Raw genomic sequence first — 22,298 nt, forward strand, 5'->3', positions numbered from 1 at the left:
AACTGTACCGCAAGGCGAAGACTGTCAGGCAGTTCGACGGTAGATGAAACAGCGCCCCGGCACGGCCCCCTCCGGCAACGGCTGCTCTTCCAGCGCATCAAAATACATCCGGTCAGAGGAGACCATCAATCCATTGATTGCCAACAGCGGTTCGATCAATGGTGAAATCATTCTTGCAAAGGCATCGTTCTTTTCACGGTCGTGTCCGCCCAGATCCGCGTGGATCAGGCTGGCGCCCGCAGGAAACCGGGAACGCGCTGCAGGCAGAGTCTCGCGGACGTCGCCGAGAATGGTCAAATGCTCCGCCGGGGTGCTGTCCGGGTGTGATGCTACCGCCCGTTCAAATACATAGACATCTCGGTCTCGGATACGCTCCCGCATGTGATGAAAGGTGCGCCCGTTGCCCAAGCCCAGTTCGAAAACCGGTTCGTTCCTGCCCGCCGTCTGCGTGATTGCTGCATCCAAGCAGGCCCGTTGGGACACCATCCGGTCGATAAAGAGATCCAGACGGGTGGTTGTGGTCTGCTCGCTCATGGCATTCTCCCCTTGGGTAAAAATTGGCGCCAGAAGGCTGCCTGCTGCGACAGCTGTGCCAGAGATTGTCGCGAATGTGTAGCATCCTATGGATAGGTATCCGGGCGTTACGGCACGAGATCTGGCACCTCTCATACGCTCAAATTTTCGACATCGATCTTTAGCGGATTGAAATGGGATTTGACTATTGCCCCAGTGCCGCGCGACAGTGGGCGAAAAAACAGGGGATATGGAACCGCGATGCAAGCGCCTCAACGGCTTGGTGGCTTAGGCTAAATGACGCCTCTGCTGTCTGTCGAAAACCTCAGTATCGGATTTGGCCAGGGCGACCCGGTTGTGCGGGACGTGAATTTTTCCGTCGCTGCCGGGGAAACCGTTGCCCTCGTCGGTGAAAGCGGCTCTGGCAAAACCGTGACCTGCCGCGCCGTTCTGCGCATCCTGCCGAAAGCCGCGCAGATCCGGCGCGGCCGGGTGCTATGGCGCGGGGCCAATGGAGCTGGAGAGCGGGACCTGCGCCTCCTTGGCGAGCGGCAGATGCGCGATATTCGCGGCAATGAGATCGCGATGATCTTTCAGGAACCCATGCGCTCGCTCTCACCGCTGCACCGGATTGGCAATCAGGTTGCCGAAGTCCTTTGGCTGCATGGTGGCAAAAGCGAGAGTGCAGCCAAGCGGGAGGTTCTGACCTGTTTTGAACGTGTGGGCTTCGCCGATCCCGAACGCACCTACAAATCCTACCCGTTTGAACTGTCCGGCGGGATGCGCCAGCGGGCGATGATTGCAATGGCGATGGTTGCCAAACCTGATTTGCTGATCGCGGATGAGCCGACTACGGCGCTGGATGTGACAACACAGGCGCAGGTCCTCGGATTGATGAAGGATCTGCAGCGTGACACAGGCATGGCCATGATCCTGGTAACGCATGATCTGGGCGTTGTCGCCAATATGGCCGAGCAGGTCGTTGTCATGCACAAAGGGCGCGTGATGGAGGCCGGCAGTGCGGAAGCCGTTCTTGGCGCGCCCGCGCACCCCTACACTCAGGCTCTGTTCAAAGCGGCACCGCAAATCCCCGAGACACCTGAGCCTGTCACCCCGGTGCCGAGCGATGACCTGATCCTTGAATTGCGCAACGTCTCCAAAACCTATGCGTTGCGGGCGGGCAAAGGCTGGTCTGCCCCGGCGCTTGTTCACGCCTGCAAAGAGCTGAACCTGGCGTTGCCACGCGGCAAAACACTAGCGATTGTTGGCGAAAGCGGCTCCGGAAAAACCACTGCTGCGCGCATTGCTTTGGGGGCCGAAATACCAGATCCGGGTGGTGAAGTATTGTTCCGGTCTGCAGAGAATGCGACACCGATTGCCGTTCATGATATGAACCGCAGCAGTCGGACGGCCTTTCAAAAAGCTGCTCAGATGGTGTTTCAGGACCCCTATTCGTCCCTGTCGCCGCGCATGCGGGTTCAGGATGCCATGACAGAGCCGATGGAGATCCACGGTCTGGGCAACCGCAGCACTCGCCGGGATCGCGCCGCTGAAATGTTGCGACTGGTGGGGCTGCAGCCCGAGATGTTGCTGCGATATCCTCATGCATTCTCCGGTGGTCAGCGACAACGACTGTCTATTGCACGTGCACTCATGCTGGATCCGTCGCTGATTGTCTGCGATGAGCCGACGTCCGCGTTGGATGTCTCGGTACAGGAGCAAATTCTGCGCCTGTTGGAAGATATCCGCGACCAACAGCAGCTGTCCTATCTCTTCATCAGTCACGACCTCGCTGTTGTGGCCCGCATTGCAGACGAGGTGGCCGTGATGCGTCGTGGTATGGTGGTCGAACAGGCACCGCCTGAAACGCTGTTTTATAACCCGCAGCACCCCTACACGAAGGCACTGATTGCCGCTCAACCTGAGCCAAGCATCGAGCGTCCGATCAACCTCAAACTGGTCGCACAGGGTGCCGGATCACCCGACAGCTGGCCAGATCGCTTCAAATTCTCTGGCATCACTGCCCCGCCATTGGTGCACGTGGAACCCGGACATAAGGTACGATGTCATGTTTAAGCTGCGCCAATCCCTGAAGACCCTCACAACCGGCGCGTTTCTGGCCTATGTTCTGCCCCTAGCCATAGCATCCTCTGCTATCGCCAATCCTGCTGCATTGGTCGAAAGCGGATTTTGGGAGCAGGAAGTCAAATCCGGCGATCTGCCACCGATTGCCGAACGGCTGCCACAGGTGCCACTGGTTGTCGATCTGGAGGCCAAGGGGCGGCAGCCCGGCATTCAGGGAGGCACCCTCAACACGATGGTGACTCGGTCCAAGGACATCCGGCAGATGGTCGTCTATGGTTATGCCCGACTGGCGGGCTATGACGAAAATTATCAGCTGCAGCCCGATATACTTTTAGGCTTTGAGGTTGAGGACAATCGACGTTTCACCCTGAAACTGCGGCCTGGCCATCACTGGTCGAATGGAGACCCATTCACCTCAGCCGATTTTGAGTATTGGTGGAAAGACGTCGCAAATAATCTGCTGCTCAATCCCACAGGCGCACCAGACTATCTGAAGGTAGATGGCGCCCTACCGACCGTTAGCTTCCCTGACGAAACAACGGTGATCTACGAGTGGGCCGCACCCAACCCCAGCTTCCTGCACAGCCTTGCGCAAGCCAGCCCACCCTTCATCTATCGCCCGTCCGCCTATCTGAAACAGTTTCACGCAGATTATGCGGACCCTGAAAAACTTGCCGAAGAGGTCGACTACGCCCGGGTCAAGAGCTGGGCTGCGCTGCATAACAAGCTCGACAATATGTATAAGTTCGACAATCATGAATTGCCGACACTTCAGCCTTGGATCAACGCCACTTCAGGCAAGAAGATCCGACATCTCTTTGTCCGTAATCCCTATTACCATCGCCTCGACAGCAACGGTGTTCAGTTGCCCTACATCGACACTGTCGAGATGGAAATCGTGGCAGGCGGGCTGGTCGCCGCCAAAACCAACGCCGGTGAGGCAGATCTCCAGGCCCGCGGCCTTGGCTTTCGCGACATTCCAATCCTGCGCAAGGGCGAAACTGACGGTGCCAACTACAAGACCTACCTCTGGGGCAATGGTACTGCGTCGCAAATCGCCATCTATCCCAATCTCAACGTAAACGACGACCAGTGGCGCCAAGTGCTGCGCGACACCCGTGTCCGCCGCGCATTATCCGTGGCCATCAACCGCGCAGGTATCAATAAGGCGCTCTATTTCAAGCTGGCCAAACCCGGTGCAATGACGGTTCTAGAGGCCAGCCCCTTCTTTGATCCCGCCCTCCGCGAAGCTTGGGCACAATATGATCCCGAACTGGCCAATCAGCTTCTGGATGAGGCCGGTCTGACCGAGCGCGACGGCTATGGCATTCGCAAACTCCCCGATGGCAGACCAATGGAACTGGTTGTGGAAACCGCCGGGGAGCGGCAAGAGGTTGAAAACGCCCTACAGATCATCTCAGACGATTGGCGCGATGTCGGTGTTAAACTGGTGATGCGCCCGCTTGATCGCGACATCCTGCGCAACCGGGTGTTTTCCGGCACTACCATGGCGTCGGTCTGGTTTGGTTGGGACAATGGCCTGCCGCAGACCTACACCTCGCCTGCTTATCTGGCACCAACGGATCAGGTGTTTCTGTCCTGGCCAAAATGGGGCCAGTACCATCAGACCGGTGGTGACGTTGGCGAAGCTCCCGACCTCGAACCCGCGCAAAAGCTGATGGCACTCTGGCACGACTGGGAAGCGGCCAAGACCGATGAAGAGCGAACACGCGTTTGGCAGGAAATGCTGAAAATCCACGCTGATGAGGTCTATGCTATAGGCCTCGTCGCTGCGGCACCGCAGCCGGTTGTGGTCAGCAACCGGCTGCGAAACGTACCGCAAAAAGGGATCTGGGCATGGGATCCCGGCGCCCATTTCGGCATCTACCGCCCTGATGAGTTCTTCTTCGAAGATGGCAAGGGCTGAGGAACCGCATTAATGGAGATCCTGCGCTACGCCATCTACCGGTTTGGAACTATGTTGCTGACGCTGCTGGTGGTGTCTGTGCTGGTTTTCATCATCATCAACCTGCCTCCCGGTGACTACCTGTCCAACCAAATCGCAGAACTGCGCGCCTCGGGTCAGTCCTCTGGGGTCGAAAAGGCTGAATTTCTGCGAAAGGAATATGCGCTGGATCGCCCACTCTGGCAGCAATACATGATCTGGATGGGCTTCATGCCTGGCCCTCATGGGTTTTCTGGTATGATACAGGGCAACTTCGGCTGGTCTTTTGAATTTGATAGACCTGTCGCGGAAATCGTTGGTGAGAGTCTTTGGCTCACGGTTCTGGTCAATGTTGCGGCGGTGTTGTTTGTCTATCTTGTGGCGCTTCCGTTGGGCGTTCTGGCAGCCGCCCGATCGCGCACTTGGGTCGACTACACCTCCGCCTTCGTGGGCTACCTTGGGCTCGCGACACCGAACTTCCTGCTGGCACTTATCCTTTTCTATTATGGTCACAAATATTTCGACCTGCCGATTGGCGGATTGATGGATCCCGCCTTTGAGGGGGAGCCAATGACCTGGGCGAAAGTGAAATCCATTCTGATCCACCTGATTGTGCCAACCTTCGTCATTGGCACCTCAGGCGCATCGGCGATGATGCAGCGGTTGCGCGCCAATATGCTGGACGAACTGGGCAAGCCTTATGTGGAAACCGCCATAGCCAAGGGAATGGCGCCTGCCCGCATGCTGACAAAATACCCCCTGCGCGTGGCGTTTAACCCCTTTGTCGCGGATATCGGCAACCTGCTGCCCGCGATGATCTCTGGCTCCGTTCTGGTCTCTGTCGTCTTAGGCCTGCAGACCATCGGCCCAACCCTGCTGACTGCGCTTAAGACACAGGATATGTTCCTCAGCGGATTTGTTTTGATGTTTGTGGCGCTACTGACGCTGATCGGGACCATGATTTCCGATGTGTTGCTTGTCATGCTGGATCCCCGCATCCGCTATGAGGAGCGCAAGCGATGAGCACACAGCCCGACAATCGCTATGTCGACACCACCCCCTATGATCCCGATGCAGCACTGCAAGAGCTGGAGCGCAAGGATCTGGATGCCCCCAATTGGGTTCTGATCTGGCGGAAGTTCAAAACGCATAAGCTGGGCCTCACCTCCGGTGTCTTCCTGCTGGTCTGCTATCTACTGCTTCCAGTCATTGGATTCATTGCGCCATATGGGCCGAATGAACGCGACAGCGAGCATATCTATTCGCCTCCTCAGTCCATCAACCTGTTTCACGAAGGCAGTCTTCGCGCGCCATTTATCTATCCGGTGACCTCTGAGGCGGACCTCGAAACCTTCCAGTGGGTATTCAAACCCGATCTGGAGAACCCACAATCGCTACGGTATTTCTGCGAGGGCGCAACTTACAAGATTGCCGGGCTGATCCCCTCCAACACACATCTCTTCTGCGCGCCCGAGGGGGCGACCCTCTTCATCTGGGGATCCGACCGCTTGGGCCGTGATGTCTTTAGCCGCATTCTCTATGGCGCACAGCTCTCCCTCACGGTGGGTCTGATCGGTATCACCGTATCATTTATTCTGGGCATATTCTTTGGCTCTCTGGCCGGATACTTCGGTGGCAAACTGGACTGGATGATCAACCGCATGATCGAAATCCTGCGATCCCTGCCAGAGCTGCCATTGTGGCTGGCGCTTTCGGCCGCTGTGCCCTCCAACTGGTCGCCAGTCGCGGTGTTTTTTGTCATCTCGATTATCCTCGGAATTCTTGATTGGCCGGGCCTTGCACGCTCTGTCAGGGCAAAATTCCTGTCTTTGCGGGAAGAGGAATACGTCCGCGCAGCTGAAATGATGGGTGCATCATCGGAACGGGTCATTCGCAAGCACCTACTGCCGAATTTCATGTCGCATCTGATTGCTTCAGCCGCGCTATCAATCCCGGCGATGATCCTGGGTGAAACGGCCCTGTCGTTCCTCGGCCTTGGTCTACGCGCGCCTGCGGTAAGCTGGGGTGTGATGCTGAATGATGCACAGAACCTAGCCTCGATCGAAATCTATCCCTGGACCGCTATTCCGATGCTGCCAATCATCGTTGTTGTGCTGGCGTTCAACTTCCTAGGGGATGGGCTGCGCGACAGTCTGGATCCTTATCAGCAATAAGCCGCGTCAGTTTAACGACCAGCAAGAGGAGGCGGCCATGCGCGATTTTCCCAGCCATAACATGTTTCGCGTGATCCCCGGCGATCACTGGCCAAGCTGTTACGCCGTTGCGGAGTTGGCCAACCGTTCTCTGGCCGCGGTCGGGGTCGCCCTTGCAGAGCTGATGAAGGCCACAAATCTGTCCGGACAAGCGCTACCAATCACCCTAGATCAACGCCGTGCCGCGCTTTGGTTTCGCTACAGTTTTCGACCTCAGGGCTGGGAGATGCCCAACCTCTGGGATCCTCTGGCAGGTGACTATCACACTGAAGATGGGTGGATCCGTCTTCACACCAACCTGCCCCATCATCGTGCTGCTGCGTTGAATGTACTGGGCTGCAACCCGGAGCCGGAAGCCGTTCGCGACGCAGTTGCACAGCAGCCGGGCGATGCGCTGGAACAGGCGATTGTTGCCGCAGGCGGCGTCGCAGCTGCCATGCGCAGCGCCGCAGAGTGGCAAGCCCACCCGCAGGGTCAGGCTGTCGCATCGGAGCCACTGATCGCGTGGACCAATGCCCGTCCAATTCACATGCGGGAGCGGCCGTCAGCCACATCGGAGCGACCTCTGGCAGGGCTTCGGGTGCTGGACCTCACCCGCGTGCTGGCAGGCCCCGTGGCTACGCGAACCCTGGCCGCATTTGGTGCAACGGTTCTGCGGATAGACCCGCCGGGATGGGATGAACCCGGTGTTCTTCAGGATATTTCACTGGGTAAACAGATGTCATCACTGGACCTGCGCACTGATCATGGGCGTGACCAGTTCGAAGCCCTGCTGGCAAAAGCTGACGTGCTGGTGCATGGTTTTCGCCCTAGCGCGCTTGAGGGACTGGGATACGACGGTCCAAAACTGCGAAAGCTGGCACCGAACCTGATTGATGTGCGCCTGAATGCCTATGGCTGGAGCGGCCCGTGGGCCAAGCGCAGAGGCTTCGACAGCCTTGTGCAGATGAGCAGCGGCATCGCAGAGCGCGGACAACATTGGGCAGCCGGTGGCCAGATCACGCCTGATACTGCTGCCAAACCCGTACCACTCCCCGTTCAGGCGTTAGATCATGCCACCGGTTATCTGATGGCTGCTGCTGTGTTGAATGCTCTGACCAAGGCCAGCCAAGGCGACCCCGTTGGGGATGCCCGCCTATCCCTGGCCCGCACCGCTCATGCTCTTGCGACCCTGACAGAGCATCACGGTGACGACAGTTCCCCTGCCGTCCCGCTCATGGGCGCGCTTGATGCGGATTACTCCAACCATATTGAGCAAACGAGCTGGGGGCCGGGGCTCCGGCTGCTTCCGCCGCTAAAGGTCGGCAAGACCACGATGCGCTGGGATCAGCCAGCAACAGCCTCGGGCACCGCTGCACCGAACTGGCCCGGATGAGACGTTACCGGTCATCTCCTCCGCCATCGTTCACATCCATCAGATCCTCATCAATAGCGGCCTGAACCGCTCCGACTGCCAGATCGCGCTTCTCCTTCGGCGCCTGATCTGCCTGATCCTCCGCCAGACGCACGGTGACCTCGCGATGGGCAAATTTGATGCCTTCTTGGGCGAAAAGGTCGCGAATTTCCTGAAACACTTTCTTGCGCACGAGCCATTGGTCACCAGGTTTGGTCATGAATTTGACCCGGATGATCATCGCCGAATCCTGCATTTCGATCACGCCCTGCGACTTCAGAGGCTGAATGAATGTGTCGCCGATCACCGGATCATCCAGCAACTCCTGTCCCAGTTTCTTGATCAGCTTGCGAACCTTCTCGACATCAGTGTCATAGGTCACTCGCAATGGGAGCTTCATCATGACCCAATCGCGGGAATAATTGGTCAGCACGCGGATTTCCCCGAAGGGAATGGTGTGCAGGGCCCCCAGATGATGCCGCAATTGAAACGAGCGGACGGAAATACGCTCAACCGTGCCTTTGACATCGCCGATATCGATATATTCGCCTTTTCGGAAAGCGTCATCGACCAGAAAAAACGCACCTGAAAAGATATCCCGCACCAGCGTTTGTGAGCCGAATCCCACGGCCAGACCAACAACACCGGCACCGGCAAAAAGCGGGCTTACGTTGATCCCCAGTTCAAGCAGAACGATCAGGATGATGGACACCACGACGACGGCTAGAATGGCCCCCCGAAACAAAGGCAGCAGAGTAGCAAGCCGGCTGGCTCCACCGGCCCCACCTTCGTCGCCCAACTCACCGACGGGCATATCGCCAACCTCTTCGTCAATCTTGCTGTCGATCCAGATCCGGGCGATATGATAGACGATATAGCCTATAAACAGGATCACGATGATATCACTCATCCGGTCCAGTCGGGAGTTTTCCATCCACGCGGCCTCGGGGTTCCATATGGCAACCATCGCGAAGAAGCCGACAGTGAACGCCAGAATACCCGCAATCCGACGCGCGAGATCTTCAAAAGTGGCGATCGGATGCCGCGGCTTTGGCGCGATTTCAGCCTCATCGCCCTCATAGTCGGCGTCATCCTCGTCGCTGGTGGGACCGCTCTCGACCAGAACCCGTCGCTGCGACCGATTGAAAAAGCGCTCGATCACATAGTTGATGATACCGTAGACCACGAGGATTGAGGTCAGAACCGAGTAGCTCCCGGCCATCAACGGCAGCGACATATCGCGCTCAAGCACCAGATCAAAGGCCAATTCCAGCCAGCCAAAGATGATATAGATCACCAAAACCGGCGCCCAGACCACAGACAGAAGCCGGACCAGCCATGAGCACGCCTCGGGCGGGCGGCCTGCGCGGATTGCATTGGAGATCGCGCGGGCGTTGATCACCACCATCAAAAGGTTACCCACAGTGCCCACCAGCGCCAGCACGCCGTAAACAAGCGCATAGACGTTATAATTCAGACCGAAATCCCCGACCCAGGTTGCAAACAGCACCGAACAGATATCGTAGGTCGCCAGCACCGAAGCCCAGACGTAGAGGCGGCGTGCATCCCGGTCCGAAAAAACGGGAATACGGTATTGGCTCAGGTAGGGCGACAGCACCATTCGCCACAAATCCGAGACCGATCTGGACAGGAAGAAGGCAGTGTAGATGGCGGTAACGGTGAATTTCACCGATGAATTACCGGACGATCCGAAGATCAGGTAGGACGTCAACAGCGCGAAAGCCATGGCCACAATGGTCCCGACCACCCCCATGAGAAAGCGAAACACCAGAAATGGCATTTTGTCCTGATAGCCTTCGGGATTTTCCTTGATCCGTGCCACCACATGCTTCTTGGCAATCCGTTTGCCGTAGATCTCTACCGAGACCCAACGCCCTATGAACAAGAGCAATAAGCTCCAGCCAAGCACCTTTACATAGGTGATGATGCGACCGTCCGGGCTGGTCTGCCGCAGAATGTATTGCACTTCGAATATCGAATAAGGCATCGCTTCAAGGCGACTTTCCAAGGCAGCGCCGAATTGCTCGACCTCGGATTGTGCCTTCATCAGCGCTGAGGCGCCGTCCATCTGATCCGTTGCCGGAACCGGAGTGCCGTCGGCAGGTGTATCCGAGGGGGAGACGAGTTGCCCGCGCCCATCCACGATGATCACGCCAACCCCGCTATCTGCCGCCTGTTCGATCGCCTTGGCCAGATCATCTCCGGTGGTGGAACTTGTGCCCTGCGCCAGTGTTTCAGAGGTGCCACTGACCGCAAAGGAGAGTACCAGGATCAAGCAGATAAGAAATTGCGATACCAGTCGCCGCATACGCACCACCTCAGAATTTGTAACCATTCATTCACCAAGGCCGCAAAATGGCGAAAATATCAAGTCTTTGCACGGTTACGTACACGAAGAGGCAAGGATTCTTCCCGCCCTGCAGCGCTTGATTGCAACTTATGCCTCTGCGCGTTATAGAAAATTCAGCGTACCGCGTGAGACGCAAGGATGGGACGGGACCGACGTGCACCCTAAGCCGCCTTCCACGTTTTTGGCCGGACGCAGCAACGATCTGTGCCTTGGCCCGTAGTGTGTCAGGCTGAGCAACCTGAGGCGACACTATGCTGAGGCGGACCCTGGCCGAGCCAACACGCACAGCCGCTGATGCGGGGTGTGGACAAATGTGTCCAATCGTCCGCGACAACGGTGATCCGCTAAGACACACCGGTGCCGCTCTCTCCCTTTCCTCCCCCCAGACGCAGGCCCAGCTATGACAGCCAACGCCCCCTCCAGCGCCCTTCGCGGCGCGCGTGTCATGCTCTACAGCCACGATACCTTCGGGCTGGGCCATCTGCGACGGTCGCGGGCACTGGCAGGTGCAATCACCCATGCTGATCCGACAGCCTCGGCTCTGATCCTGACCGGCTCACCTGTGGCGGGACGTTTTGCCTTTCCCTCGCGGGTCGACCATGTGCGACTGCCCGGCGTGATCAAACGCTCGGACGGCTCTTATGCCTCACGCACTATGGGCATGTCGATTGAAGAGACGACATCTCTGCGCGCCGGGCTGATCCGTTCAACTGCGCTGCAATATGCCCCTGATGTGCTGATCGTTGATAAGGAACCGACCGGGTTTCGCGGCGAACTGCTGCCAACCCTTGACGAACTTAAGTCCAATGGAAACACACAGCTGATCCTCGGTCTGCGCGACGTCCTGGATGAGCCGGAGGTCCTGGCCACTGAATGGGCACGCAAGGACGCTGTTGCCGCCACCGAACAATTCTATGATGAAATCTGGGTCTACGGCATCCGCTCCGTCTACGACCCAACTGCCGGTCTGCCGCTCAGTCCGGAGGCGCAGGCACGGATGCACTGGACCGGATATCTCCGGCGCGATTTGGGTGAGCTGGGCACACCACCCGAGCAACCTTATGTGCTGATCACTCCCGGCGGTGGTGGCGATGGCGCGATGATGGTTGATCTTGTGCTGACAGCCTATGAGCTGGATCCGAACCTGGCACCGCGTGCCATGCTGGTCTATGGCCCTTTCCTGTCCGGCGACACCCGAACCGAATTCGAGACTCGTGTTGCTGCGCTTGATGGTCGGGTCACAGCCGTAGGGTTCGAATCCGAGATCGAAACCCTCTTTGCAGGCGCTCAAGGTGTTGTCTGTATGGGCGGCTACAACACGTTTTGCGAAGTGCTGTCCTTTGACAAGCCCGCTGTGATCGTCCCGCGCACCACACCGCGACTGGAGCAGTGGATTCGGGCCAGCCGCGCAGAAGAGCTTGGATTGACAGCGATGCTCGACGAACGCCGCGACGGCTGGACGCCCGAGTCAATGATCCGGGCCATTCGCGCACTTGCCGATCAGCCTCCCCCCTCTGCTGCGATCCCGGACGGATTGCTGGACGGGCTGGACTACGTAACTGACCGTGTCGATGCGCTGCTGCATGGCACCCGCGGAAAGGCTGCCGAATGACTACCGGACCATCCGAGCCGCCCCGCCCGCCCCTCGCCGTTGTTGTAAAAGGCTGGCCACGTCTGTCAGAAACCTTCATTGCGCAAGAGTTGGTCGCATTGGAAGCCGCAGGCCACCAATTTGAAATCTGGTCTCTGCGCCATCCCACAGACGTGAAACGCCACCCCCTGCATGAGAAGCTGACTGCGGCGGTCCACTACCTGCCGGAGTATCTCCACCAAGAACCAGATCGCGTTTGGGCCGCGCGGGATCAGGCCCAAGCAATGCCGGGCTATCAGACTGCTTATCAGATCTGGCGCGAAGACCTGCGTCGCGATCCAACCCGTAACCGAATTCGCCGCTTTGGTCAGGCCTGCGTTCTGGCCGCGGAGATGCCCGATGCGGTGTTGGGTCTTTATGCCCATTTTCTGCACACACCTTCTTCTGTCGCGCGCTATGCAGCAATTATGCGCGGCCTGCCCTGGAGTTTTTCGGCCCACGCCAAGGACATCTGGACCTCGCCTGATTGGGAACTGCGGGAGAAACTGGCCGCCAAGAGCCAAGGAGCCACCTTTGGTGCGACCTGCACCGGATTTGGCGCGAAGCATCTGCAGGACATGGCAGATCGGAGCGACCGGGTTGATCTGATCTACCATGGGCTTGATCTGTCACGGTTCCCCTCGCCCCCGCAGCGTAAATGGCGCGCACCGGGCGATCCGTTGCACCTGATGTCAGTGGGCCGACTGGTCGAAAAGAAAGGCTTTGATCGGCTGATCGGTGCGCTGGCGCTTTTGCCCGGCGGACTGGACTGGCATTGGACCCATATTGGCGGTGGCGACATGCGGGATTTGTTGCAGGGTATCGCCGAGGACGTCGGAGTAGCGGACCGCATCACTTGGCGCGGAGCCTGCGATCAACCCGAGGTGATCGCCGCCATGCGCGCCTGCGATCTGTTCGTCCTGCCCAGTCGTATTGCACGTGATGGTGATCGGGACGGTTTGCCTAATGTGCTGATGGAAGCCGCCTCCCAGCGCCTGCCGATCCTGTCCACGGCGGTGTCGGCTATCCCGGAGTTCATCGAAAGCGGCACCCATGGCCTGCTCAGCGAGGACACGCCTGAAGCCTTGGCTGAAGCCATTCTGACCCTCAGTCGAAATCCCGAACAGGCGGCTCGTATGGCAGAGGCTGCATTGGGTCGGTTGCGCAGCGATTTCGGAATGGATCCCGGCATCGCGCGCCTGTCGGAACGGCTGCACCAAATGATGCGTAACACATGACGCCCGGCCAAGGCCGAACTATAGCATTTTACGCGCCGATGAAATCGCCGCGCCATCCGGTACCCTCAGGTGACCGCGAAATGGCGCGAAACCTGATGGGTTTGCTTTCTGGCTCCGGTGCGTTGGTCACATTGGCCAGCGAACTGCGAATCTTCGACAAATCAGGCGATGCTGAGCGTCAGGCAATTCTTCGCGCCAAGGCAGCGCAGGAAATCGATCGTATCTGCGCCGAAGTCGCAGCGGCGCCGAAAGCGGAGCGACCGGACCTCTGGCTGACCTACCACAACTATTACAAAGCGCCGGATTTGATCGGACCAACCGTCGCCAGTCGGTTTGCTATCCCCTATGTGCAGGTGGAGTCGACACGAGCCAAGAAACGCCTTTCGGGCCCTTGGTCCCGATTTGCACAAGCGGCCCATGACGCGGCGGACGCAGCCTCTGTCATTTTCTATCTGACAGAGCAGGACCACGAGACATTGTTGCGGGATAGGTATCGCGATCAGCACTTGGTTCACCTGCCGCCGTTTCTCCCGGATCACCGGTTGCCGGAACCAAGTGATCGTTCCGGCCCCATGCTGTGTGTCGGTATGATGAGGGAAGGTGACAAACTCACATCTTACCGCCTTCTTGCCGACGCGCTGGCTCAGGTTTCGCAACCCTGGCAACTGGATATCGTCGGTGACGGCCCCGCCCGACCTGAGGTGGAGCAGGTGATGTCCCGCTTCGGCAGTAAAGTTCGCTTTCTGGGAATGCTGGACCGGGAGGCCTTGGGCGTGATCTACAGGCAGGCCTCTGTCTTTGTCTGGCCAGGCTTCAACGAGGCATTCGGGATGGTCTATCTGGAGGCCCAATCCTACGGGATACCCGTCCTGGCACAAGACCGCCCGGGCCTGCGTGACGTGGTCACCAGCTGGGAGTTCCCAGCTCTCACGCCGTCACCGAGCAACGGGCCTGAGGGGTATGCACAAGCACTGACGCAGGTGCTTGATGATCCTGCCCTGTGCGACCGACAGGCGAAGCATGTTCGCGGCCGGGTCGCAGACCGGCACCTCGCACCGGTGGCCGCACAACGTTTGTGGTCAACCCTTTTACCCCTGCTGGAGATTCCAAAATGATCAGGCTTGCTTTCTTGCGCCACGGCCACACCGATTGGAATCGCGCCGGCCGCATACAGGGGCGCAGTGACATCCCGCTGGACGACACTGCGCGCGCCGATCTCACCGCGCAGACCCTACCCGCACCTTGGGATCAGGCGTCACTCTGGTCCAGTCCTCTGAAACGCGCAGCTGAAACTGCGGAACTGGTCGCCGGGCGCGCCCCAAAAACCAGCCCGGCCCTGATTGAAATGAACTGGGGCGATTGGGAAGGGCAGCACGGCAAAGAGCTCAAGTCCGATCCAGCCAGCGGGTTTCGCGATATTGAGAACTGGGGGTGGCACTACCGACCACCCGGTGGTGAAACCCCGCAGGAGGTTTGGGAGCGGATCGCCCCCTGGCTTGCGCATCTGACGGAGGACACGGTGGCAGTCTGCCATATTGGCATCATGCGAATGATCCTCGCGCGGGCCCATGGCTGGAATTTTGACGGCCCCGCCCCGTTTCAGATCAAGCGCAATCGATTGTTCGTAGTGGAGATTGATGGCAATGGCACTCTCACGCCCATTGCCGAACCAGTGCGCCTCAGCAAACGGAATACGGAATGAAAATTCTGATTGCCGTAACGCATCTGTTGGGCACAGGACATCTATCCCGTGCCCTGACACTGGGCCGCGCCTTCGCCGCTGCCGGGCATCGGGCCTACATTGTATCGGGCGGTGGCTCCGCACCCCACCTTGACCACAGCGGCGTTGATCTAATCCAGCTCCCCCCGCTACGCTCTGACGGGGTGGCGTTTAACCGATTGCTGACACCAACCGGCGAGCAAGCTGACGATACCTATCTGAACAATCGTGTTGAGCAGCTCTGCGATACGCTTCGAGATATCGAACCCGATATTCTGATCACCGAGTTATTTCCCTTTGGTCGGCGCAGCCTAAAGCACGAGTTTCTGGTACTTTTGGACCGGGCCACTAAGCTGCCCAAGCCGCCCGTCGTTCTGGCATCAATACGCGATATTCTCGCACCACCTTCAAAACCCAAGAAGGCGCAGGATGCCACCACAATTTTGACCTCACATTACGACGGCGTGTTGGTTCATTCCGATCCGCAGGCCACCCGATTGGAGGCCTCATGGCCGGTTACAGCCGAGGTCTCGAAGAAGCTTCACTACACCGGGTACGTTGCTCCAGCTGCGCCGACCCCGCATCCTGAGGGTGTCGGCAAAGGCGAGATCCTTGTCAGCGCCGGTGGCGGCAGTGTTGGTTCTGCGCTTTATCAGGTTGCTGCGAAAGCTGCCAAATTACGACCCGCCCTGCGATGGCGCATCCTAGTAGGCGGTAGCAGTGCGGCCGAGGAAATCATGCGCCTGAAAGAACAGCACGGTGAAACCGCTGCCATTCTGGAGCCGGCGCGGCCAGATTTTCGTCAAATGCTTCATGGTGCTGCCGCCTCAGTCAGCATGTGCGGCTACAACACCGCACTGGATTTGCTGCAGACGGGTGTGCCTGCGGTGATTGTTCCCTTTGATGCGGGCAACGAAGTTGAGCAATCTCTGCGGGCCGCCAGCCTTACCCCGCTTCACGGAATCACCTCCTTGGCTGCCGCCGATTTGACGCCGGAGGCGCTTTGCGCGGCATTGGACAACGTCATCGCCGCCCCTGCACGACCAACCGATGGCTTCCGGTTTGACGGCGCGGCCCGAACGGTAGAGATTGCCTGCAACTTGGCAAAGGAGCGTGCATGACACCGGATTGGACCAGCTTGGACCGCGAGCTTTCTCGATGGCAGGACGATGGGCTGATCCTGCCAATCTGGTGGCGCGACGACGACGCTATTGCCCCCACGCCGCAGCTGGATCGACTGATTGAACTGTCAGAGCGTCTGGCCCTGCCAGCCCATCTTGCGATCGTTGCGCGGGATGCAACACCCGCCCTTGCGGACCGATTGGCGCAGGTGGACGCGCTGGTGCCTGTCGTGCATGGCTGGGCGCATGAAAACCACGCAAGCGCCGGTGACAAGAAGGCAGAATTTGGCACCCACCGTCCGATCGACGATGTGCTGGAAGACGCTGAGAATGCCTTGACCCGGCTGCGTGGCCTACTGGGTGACCGGCTGCAACCAATGTTTGTCCCGCCCTGGAACCGGATAGATACCAATGTCGAACCTTGGCTCGCCGGGTTGGGCTACAGCGCCCTGTCGACCTTCACCCCACGCCGTCGGGCAAAAGCGGCACCAGGCCTCTGGCAGATCAACACCCATCTCGACCCAATTGACTGGAAGGGATCATGCGGGCTTGTAGCGCCAACGCTGCTGCTATCACAGCTGGTGACACAGCTTGCCGCGCGTCGTAAGGGGCAAGCCGATGTTGCCGAACCCTATGGCATCCTCACCCACCATCTGGTGCAGGATGATGCGACTTGGGGATTTTGCGAGGATGTGATGCGCCGCCTGCTGGATGGTCCGGGGCGCGCTTGGGTATTTGATGAAAGGATTATCTGAATGAGCCGCTTGGATTCCATGCTGCGCCGTCTGACCGCGCAGCGGGATGGGCTGAATTGGGCCGCAGAGCAGGTTCGCAACCTTGCCGGAGATGTGCTCGACATCGGTTTGGGCAATGGGCGTACCTATGACCACCTGCGCGAAACACTGCCGGACCGGCGGGTTCGCGTCATTGACCGGGTGTTGCAGTGCCACCCCTCCTGTGTGCCGCCAGAGGCTGATTTCTTGCAAGGTGAAGCCCGTCCGGTGCTGGACAAGCTGGCGCAGGAAGGTAGCCCGATCATATTGGCCCACTACGACCTTGGCTTTGGTGTGAAAGAAAAAGACGTCGCCGAAGCCGCTGCTCTATCCCCGGCGATTGCGGCTGTGATGGCACCGGCAGGGATCATCGTCTCTGGCCAGCCCCTCGTCGGCTTTGATGAGCTGAACGGCCCGCAAGGGATACCTTCTGGACGCTACCTTTTCTATCAGGTGAGATGAGAGCCCCGCGATGCTTGAAAAAACGCCCCGGAACAGTCCGGGGCGTTTTTTTGTGACATCTTGCTTCTAGGGATCAGGCGACGCGATTGCCACGTGACCAAACCGCACCCAGCGCTGGAACGCCAGCCCGCATTCGGAAGCGGATCAGATCCGCCCGCTTGCCAATTTCGATACGCCCGCGATCCGTAAGATTGACCGCATCCGCCGGGGCCGAGGTGACCGTCGCCAGGCCGCGCGCAATATCCCCCCAGAGTTCGCCAAGCTGCGCTGCCGCCAGCAGCAAGGCCGCAGGCACATAGTCCGAGGACAATACATCGAGGAGTTCCAGCTGTGCCAGATCCTTGGCCGCGACATTGCCGGAATGCGACCCCCCCCGGATCAGGTTTGGTGCCCCCATCATCACCTTGATACCATGGTCATGACAGGCCCGCGCGGCCTCTATCGTGGTGGGAAATTCGGCCAAATGGATGCCGTGACCAGCGGACACCGTCACCTGTTCTGCGGTTGTATCATCATGACTTGCCAGAACCGCACCAAACCGGCGCGCCGCTTTCACCGCTTCTACCTCATGCAGATCACCGTATGTGTCGCGCATGCGTTTCAACCCGGCAACATGCGCCTTGAAACCACCGTCATCAAAGCCGTGCTTGCCTTTAACATAGGCTTCCAGTTTCGACATGTCCCGGAATTGCCTCTGCCCCGGCGTATGGTCCATCAAGGAGACAAGGCCGACACGATCCGCGTCTCCAAATTCGTTTAGCTCATTCACAAGCGTCTCCGAACAGACTTCGGCGCGCAGATGCAGGAAATGACTAATTTTCAGTGCGTCCTGATCGCGCAGCTCAAGCAGCTCACTTGCAAGGCTACGGGCATATGCGCCGTAGCGGGCCTCCGCTGCCTTGATGGACCCCACCCGCATAGCATCGAACACTGTGGTGATACCGGTGCCTGCCAGCTCAGCGTCATGAGCGATAATCGCTGCTGCGTGGGGCCAGTCTACCTTGGGGCGGGGTTGGATATGACGTTCCAAATTATCGGTGTGCAGTTCCACAAGACCGGGGCAAAGATAATCTCCGCCAAGATCAATAGCCCCCTTGGGAACGGATGCGCCATCCGCGATGTCAGTGATCACCCCATCTGTCAGGGCAATGGAACCAACGCGGGTTTCACCGGGCAGGACAAGAGTGGCATTGGCAAGGATCAAAGGTTCTGTCATCTGAATTTCACACGGTTTGAGCTATAGAACGGGCCACACTTAGGAGGCCATTGTGACAGTCACGCGATACGCGATCTATTATGTGCCGCCTGCAAAGGCGGAGTGGAGCCGGTTTGCATCCAGTTGGCTGGGCTGGGACGTGCATGAGGGGGCTCCGTTGGATCACCCCACCGGCACCGGCCTCGACGTCGCGGCCATCACCGATGTGCCGCGTAAATACGGGCTGCACGCGACCATAAAACCGCCGTTTCGGCTTGCGGAGGGCACAACATCTGACGCTCTGGCCGAGCGGTTTGCGCAGTTCGCCGCAGCGGCAAAGCCGGTGGCGCTGGACGGGCTGTCTCTGACCCGGCTTGGCCGTTTCCTCGCCCTGTGTCCGAGCGGGGATCAACTGGGCCTGAACCGTCTTGCTTTTCATTGCGTCCGCGATCTGGATGAGTTTCGCGCGCGCCCCACACTCGATGAGCTGGAAAAACGGCGCGCTGGTGGGTTGTCTTCTGCGCAGGAACAAGCGCTGGTAACATGGGGCTACCCTTACGTGGGCGACAGTTTCCGGTTCCACATCACCTTGAGTGGCAAGCGGCCCAAAGCGGAGCTGCCTGCCATAGAGGCTGTGCTGCGGGATCGATTGGTTCCCCAGCTGCCAACGCCTTTCGTCATTGGCGATCTTGCTTTGGTTGGCGAAGATAGCGACGGGCGGTTTCACATGCTGCATCGTCATGCCCTTTCCGGCTGAAGCCAGGGCATCAGGGCAGTTTCCGCTGCCTTGATCGCCTCTTCCAGTTGGCCGCTGTTGTCGATGTCAAACACCTGCGACAGTCCGGCAGGCACCGGCGTTGACGCGCGGGCGAGCCTGCGCTCGACCTCGGCGCTGTCCTCACGCCCGCGCGCGCTGAGCCGTGCGGCAAGTGCTTCGGGCGCGGCGGTGACTGACAGAACGATCAACGTGCCGAAGGCCGCCTCAGCCTCCAGGAGTACCTTGCGTGAGAGATTCACAAGAACACCAGAGGCCCGATTGCGCAGCTCGTCAATATCTCGCGGAATCGCATAGCGTAACCCATGCGCTTGCCAATGCAGGGCAAAGCCTGGCGCGGAACAAAGCGTTGCAAACCGATCCTCAGTCACAGCATCGTAGTCCTCCCCACCGAGTTCCGGCGCGCGGGTGATAATCCTCCGCTGCCTCACCAATCCCGGTACGCGCTCTAGCAGCGCGTCCATCAGGCTGTCCTTGCCGACACCCGACGGGCCGACCACGGCGATCACCGGTGCCTTGGCCGGTTGCGTATTCATGCTGCGGCCTTTGGTGTGAAGGCAGAAACATCGACAAAGCGATCACAGACCTGTTCGCGCGCGGCCTCATCATGGAAAATTCCGATGATGGCTGCCCCGCGCGCTTTCGCCTCTTCGATCAGGCTTAGAACCGTGGCGCGGTTTTGCGCATCAAGGCTTGCGGTCGGCTCATCCAACAACATCGCAGGATAAGTATGGGCAAAACCGCGCGCGATATTCACCCGCTGCTGTTCCCCGCCCGAAAACGTTGTCGGGCTGAGCTGCCAGAGGCGTTCTGGAATGTTCAGCCCAGCGAGCAGAGTTGCGGCGCGGTCGCGTGCAACTGCAAGATCGACCCCCACAGCCAAGAGCGGCTCTGCCACGACATCCAGTGTCGGCACCCTCGGCACCACCCGCAGAAACTGGCTCACATAACCGAGCGTCTCGCGCCGCAGCACCAGAATTTCGCGGGGCGCGGCCCTAGCCACATCAACCCCACCGATCATGACCTTGCCAGATGCCGCCAGATAGTTCCCGTAAATCACCCGCATCAGGGTCGATTTCCCTGCTCCAGACGCGCCTGTGAGGCCAATACACTCCCCTGCCGCAACCGTCAGGCTCGCGCCTTCCATGACCGGAATGACCGCGCCGCCTTGATTGTGAAGGGTGAAGCTCTTGCTCACGTTTTGAAGTTCAATCATCTCGGATCCTCAGACCTGAAGAACGCTGGAAACCAGCAATTGGGTGTAGGCGTGCTGCGGATCATCCAGCACCTGATCGGTCAGACCTGTCTCGACGACATGGCCGTCTTTCATGACCATCAGCCGATCCGCCAGAAGCCGCACCACTGCGAGATCATGGGTTACAATAATGGCGCTCAGCCCCATCTCGCGCACCAGGCTGCGCAGCAAATCCAGCAGCCGCGCCTGTACCGAAACATCCAAGCCCCCCGTGGGTTCATCCATGAAGACCAACCGTGGTCCGGTCACCAAATTTCGAGCGATCTGCAATCGTTGCTGCATGCCGCCGGAGAAGGCGGTGGGGCGATCATCAATGCGGCTTTCGGCGATCTCGACCCGCCCCAACCAATCCGCAGCATGGGAGCGGATGTTCCCGTAGTGACGATCCCCCACAGCCATCAGCCGCTCGCCGATGTTGCCGCCCGCCGAAACGGACATCCGCAAACCCTCACGCGCATGCTGGTGAACAAAGGCCCAATCCGTACGCCCGAGCATGCGCCGTGCAGGTTCCGACATGGTGACCGTATCCACGGGCCCGTCTGTGCGGGTGTCGAAAATCACTTCGCCACGATCCGGCGTCAGATGCCCTGCCATACTGTTCAACAGGGTTGATTTCCCCGACCCGCTTTCACCAACGATGCCCATGACTTCGCCCGGATAAAGATCAAAGCTCACATCTGTGCAGCCAATCCGCGCGCCATACATCTTGGCCAGGTTTTTTACTTGCAACAGCGGCGTCATCACGCGGCCTCCTCGCTCAGGCGGCCGAGATGGCCCGCGTCACGCCGGGATCGGCAATAATCCGTGTCGGAGCAGACAAACATCCGGTTGCCAGCATCATCAAGGATCACCTCATCCAGATAGCTGTCCTCTGCCGCGCAGAGATCGCAGGGATGATCTGCCTTGCTGGCTTCAAACGGATAGTCCTCGAAATCGAGTGAGACGACTTTGGTATAAGGCGGGACGGCATAGATGCGCTGTTCACGCCCCGCGCCAAAAAGCTGGATCGCCGCCATATTCATCTTTGGATTGTCGAACTTTGGAATGGGAGACGGATCCATCACATAGCGATCCGCGACCTTCACCGGATACGCATAGGAAGTCGCGATGGCGCCGTGCTGGCTGATATCCTCATAAAGTTTCACGTGCATCAGCCCATATTCCTGCAAGCTGTGCATCTTGCGAGTTTCGGTTTCGCGCGGCTCAAGGAAGCGCAGCGGCTCCGGGATCGGCACCTGATAGACCAGGATCTGGTCTTCGGTCAGCTCTGCCTCCGGGATCCGATGGCGGGTCTGGATGACGCTGGCCTTTTCCGTTTCCTCGGTGGTTTCAACATCGGCGGTCTTTTCAAAGAACTTTCGGATCGAAACTGCATTCGTGGTGTCATCGGCACCCTGATCGATCACTTTCAACGTGTCATCCGGGGTCAGCGTGGCGGCAGAGACCTGCACGCCGCCGGTGCCCCAGCCATAGGGCATCGGCATTTCGCGGCTGGCAAAGGGCACCTGATAGCCCGGCACCGCCAGCCCTTTCAGGATCGCCCGGCGGATCATCCGCTTGGTCTGTTCGTCCAGATATGCAAAGTTGTAGTCAGACATGTTGCCTCAAT

General features: G+C 59.0%; 20 protein-coding genes. 13 read left to right on the plus strand and 7 right to left on the minus strand.

Features of this window, described 5'->3' with window-relative positions:
- Window positions 1–24 precede the first annotated feature (24 nt).
- Window positions 25–534 carry a class I SAM-dependent methyltransferase gene (locus tag J4721_RS13305; RefSeq protein WP_014879116.1) on the minus strand — a complete coding sequence of 170 codons (510 nt, stop codon included), beginning with the start codon at window positions 532–534 and terminating at the stop codon, window positions 25–27.
- A gap of 276 nt (window positions 535–810) precedes the next feature.
- Here J4721_RS13305 and J4721_RS13310 point away from each other — a divergent pair, with 276 nt between their 5' ends.
- From J4721_RS13310 to J4721_RS13330, 5 genes are read left to right on the plus strand one after another with little or no spacing between them, the layout of a single operon-like run.
- Window positions 811–2,589: an ABC transporter ATP-binding protein gene (locus tag J4721_RS13310; RefSeq protein WP_211002844.1), complete on the plus strand. Its 1,779-nt coding sequence runs from the start codon at window positions 811–813 to the stop codon at window positions 2,587–2,589.
- The gene (locus J4721_RS13315; protein ID WP_211002843.1) at window positions 2,582–4,525 is read left to right on the plus strand and encodes an ABC transporter substrate-binding protein; all 1,944 of its coding nucleotides are present in this window, start codon (window positions 2,582–2,584) and stop codon (window positions 4,523–4,525) included. The genes J4721_RS13310 and J4721_RS13315 overlap by 8 nt, the downstream gene beginning before the upstream one ends.
- Window positions 4,526–4,537: 12 nt before the next feature.
- Window positions 4,538–5,566: an ABC transporter permease gene (locus J4721_RS13320; RefSeq protein ID WP_014873544.1), complete on the plus strand. Its 1,029-nt coding sequence runs from the start codon at window positions 4,538–4,540 to the stop codon at window positions 5,564–5,566.
- On the plus strand, window positions 5,563–6,717 hold the full coding sequence (locus tag J4721_RS13325) for an ABC transporter permease (protein WP_211002842.1): 1,155 nt from the start codon (window positions 5,563–5,565) through the stop codon (window positions 6,715–6,717). The genes J4721_RS13320 and J4721_RS13325 overlap by 4 nt, the downstream gene beginning before the upstream one ends.
- A gap of 37 nt (window positions 6,718–6,754) precedes the next feature.
- Entirely contained in the window at window positions 6,755–8,131 is a 1,377-nt protein-coding gene (locus tag J4721_RS13330; protein ID WP_102857899.1) for a CoA transferase, read from the plus strand.
- 4 nt (window positions 8,132–8,135) lie between these two features.
- Here J4721_RS13330 and J4721_RS13335 read toward each other — a convergent pair whose 3' ends face one another.
- Entirely contained in the window at window positions 8,136–10,478 is a 2,343-nt protein-coding gene (locus J4721_RS13335) for a mechanosensitive ion channel domain-containing protein (protein WP_211002916.1), read from the minus strand.
- Between the two features lie 442 nt (window positions 10,479–10,920).
- On the opposite strand from J4721_RS13335, the gene J4721_RS13340 reads away from it, so the two are divergent.
- The 7 genes from J4721_RS13340 to J4721_RS13370 all read left to right on the plus strand — a co-directional run bounded on the left by J4721_RS13340 (window position 10,921) and on the right by J4721_RS13370 (window position 17,464).
- Window positions 10,921–12,132, plus strand: coding sequence for a glycosyltransferase family protein (locus tag J4721_RS13340; RefSeq protein WP_211002841.1), 1,212 nt, complete (start codon window positions 10,921–10,923; stop codon window positions 12,130–12,132).
- Entirely contained in the window at window positions 12,129–13,388 is a 1,260-nt protein-coding gene (locus tag J4721_RS13345) for a glycosyltransferase family 4 protein (protein ID WP_102854010.1), read from the plus strand. The genes J4721_RS13340 and J4721_RS13345 overlap by 4 nt, the downstream gene beginning before the upstream one ends.
- Window positions 13,389–13,483: 95 nt before the next feature.
- Complete coding sequence (locus J4721_RS13350) at window positions 13,484–14,503, plus strand: glycosyltransferase family 4 protein (protein WP_371816070.1); 1,020 nt, start codon at window positions 13,484–13,486, stop codon at window positions 14,501–14,503.
- The gene (locus J4721_RS13355; RefSeq protein WP_211002840.1) at window positions 14,500–15,090 is read left to right on the plus strand and encodes a histidine phosphatase family protein; all 591 of its coding nucleotides are present in this window, start codon (window positions 14,500–14,502) and stop codon (window positions 15,088–15,090) included. The genes J4721_RS13350 and J4721_RS13355 overlap by 4 nt, the downstream gene beginning before the upstream one ends.
- Entirely contained in the window at window positions 15,087–16,229 is a 1,143-nt protein-coding gene (locus J4721_RS13360; RefSeq protein ID WP_211002839.1) for a glycosyltransferase family protein, read from the plus strand. The genes J4721_RS13355 and J4721_RS13360 overlap by 4 nt, the downstream gene beginning before the upstream one ends.
- Window positions 16,226–16,984 (plus strand): polysaccharide deacetylase family protein, encoded by a 759-nt coding sequence (locus J4721_RS13365; protein ID WP_211002838.1) that lies wholly within the window; start codon window positions 16,226–16,228, stop codon window positions 16,982–16,984. The genes J4721_RS13360 and J4721_RS13365 overlap by 4 nt, the downstream gene beginning before the upstream one ends.
- Complete coding sequence (locus tag J4721_RS13370; RefSeq protein WP_211002837.1) at window positions 16,985–17,464, plus strand: class I SAM-dependent methyltransferase; 480 nt, start codon at window positions 16,985–16,987, stop codon at window positions 17,462–17,464. It begins immediately after the preceding gene.
- A gap of 73 nt (window positions 17,465–17,537) precedes the next feature.
- Here the strand turns inward: J4721_RS13370 and J4721_RS13375 are convergent, their stop codons facing one another.
- Window positions 17,538–18,680, minus strand: a complete 1,143-nt coding sequence (locus tag J4721_RS13375; protein ID WP_027248050.1) for an alpha-D-ribose 1-methylphosphonate 5-triphosphate diphosphatase — start codon at window positions 18,678–18,680, stop codon at window positions 17,538–17,540.
- 52 nt (window positions 18,681–18,732) lie between these two features.
- Here J4721_RS13375 and J4721_RS13380 point away from each other — a divergent pair, with 52 nt between their 5' ends.
- Window positions 18,733–19,416 carry a DUF1045 domain-containing protein gene (locus J4721_RS13380; protein WP_014873532.1) on the plus strand — a complete coding sequence of 228 codons (684 nt, stop codon included), beginning with the start codon at window positions 18,733–18,735 and terminating at the stop codon, window positions 19,414–19,416.
- On the opposite strand, the gene phnN is transcribed toward J4721_RS13380, so the two are convergent.
- From phnN to J4721_RS13400, 4 genes are read right to left on the minus strand one after another with little or no spacing between them, the layout of a single operon-like run.
- Window positions 19,398–19,970, minus strand: coding sequence for a phosphonate metabolism protein/1,5-bisphosphokinase (PRPP-forming) PhnN (phnN, locus tag J4721_RS13385; protein ID WP_014873531.1), 573 nt, complete (start codon window positions 19,968–19,970; stop codon window positions 19,398–19,400). The two genes, J4721_RS13380 and phnN, sit on opposite strands and share 19 nt — an antisense overlap.
- Window positions 19,967–20,650: a phosphonate C-P lyase system protein PhnL gene (gene phnL / locus J4721_RS13390; protein WP_102874851.1), complete on the minus strand. Its 684-nt coding sequence runs from the start codon at window positions 20,648–20,650 to the stop codon at window positions 19,967–19,969. The genes phnN and phnL overlap by 4 nt, the downstream gene beginning before the upstream one ends.
- 9 nt (window positions 20,651–20,659) lie before the next feature.
- Entirely contained in the window at window positions 20,660–21,430 is a 771-nt protein-coding gene (gene phnK / locus J4721_RS13395) for a phosphonate C-P lyase system protein PhnK (protein ID WP_014873529.1), read from the minus strand.
- A complete protein-coding gene (locus J4721_RS13400) occupies window positions 21,430–22,287 on the minus strand; it encodes an alpha-D-ribose 1-methylphosphonate 5-phosphate C-P-lyase PhnJ (protein ID WP_211002836.1) in 858 nt (285 codons plus the stop codon). The genes phnK and J4721_RS13400 overlap by 1 nt, the downstream gene beginning before the upstream one ends.
- Window positions 22,288–22,298: the final 11 nt, after the last annotated feature.

Origin of the sequence: Phaeobacter sp. HS011 (assembly GCF_018101215.1) — a bacterium.
GTDB lineage: Bacteria > Pseudomonadota > Alphaproteobacteria > Rhodobacterales > Rhodobacteraceae > Phaeobacter > Phaeobacter inhibens.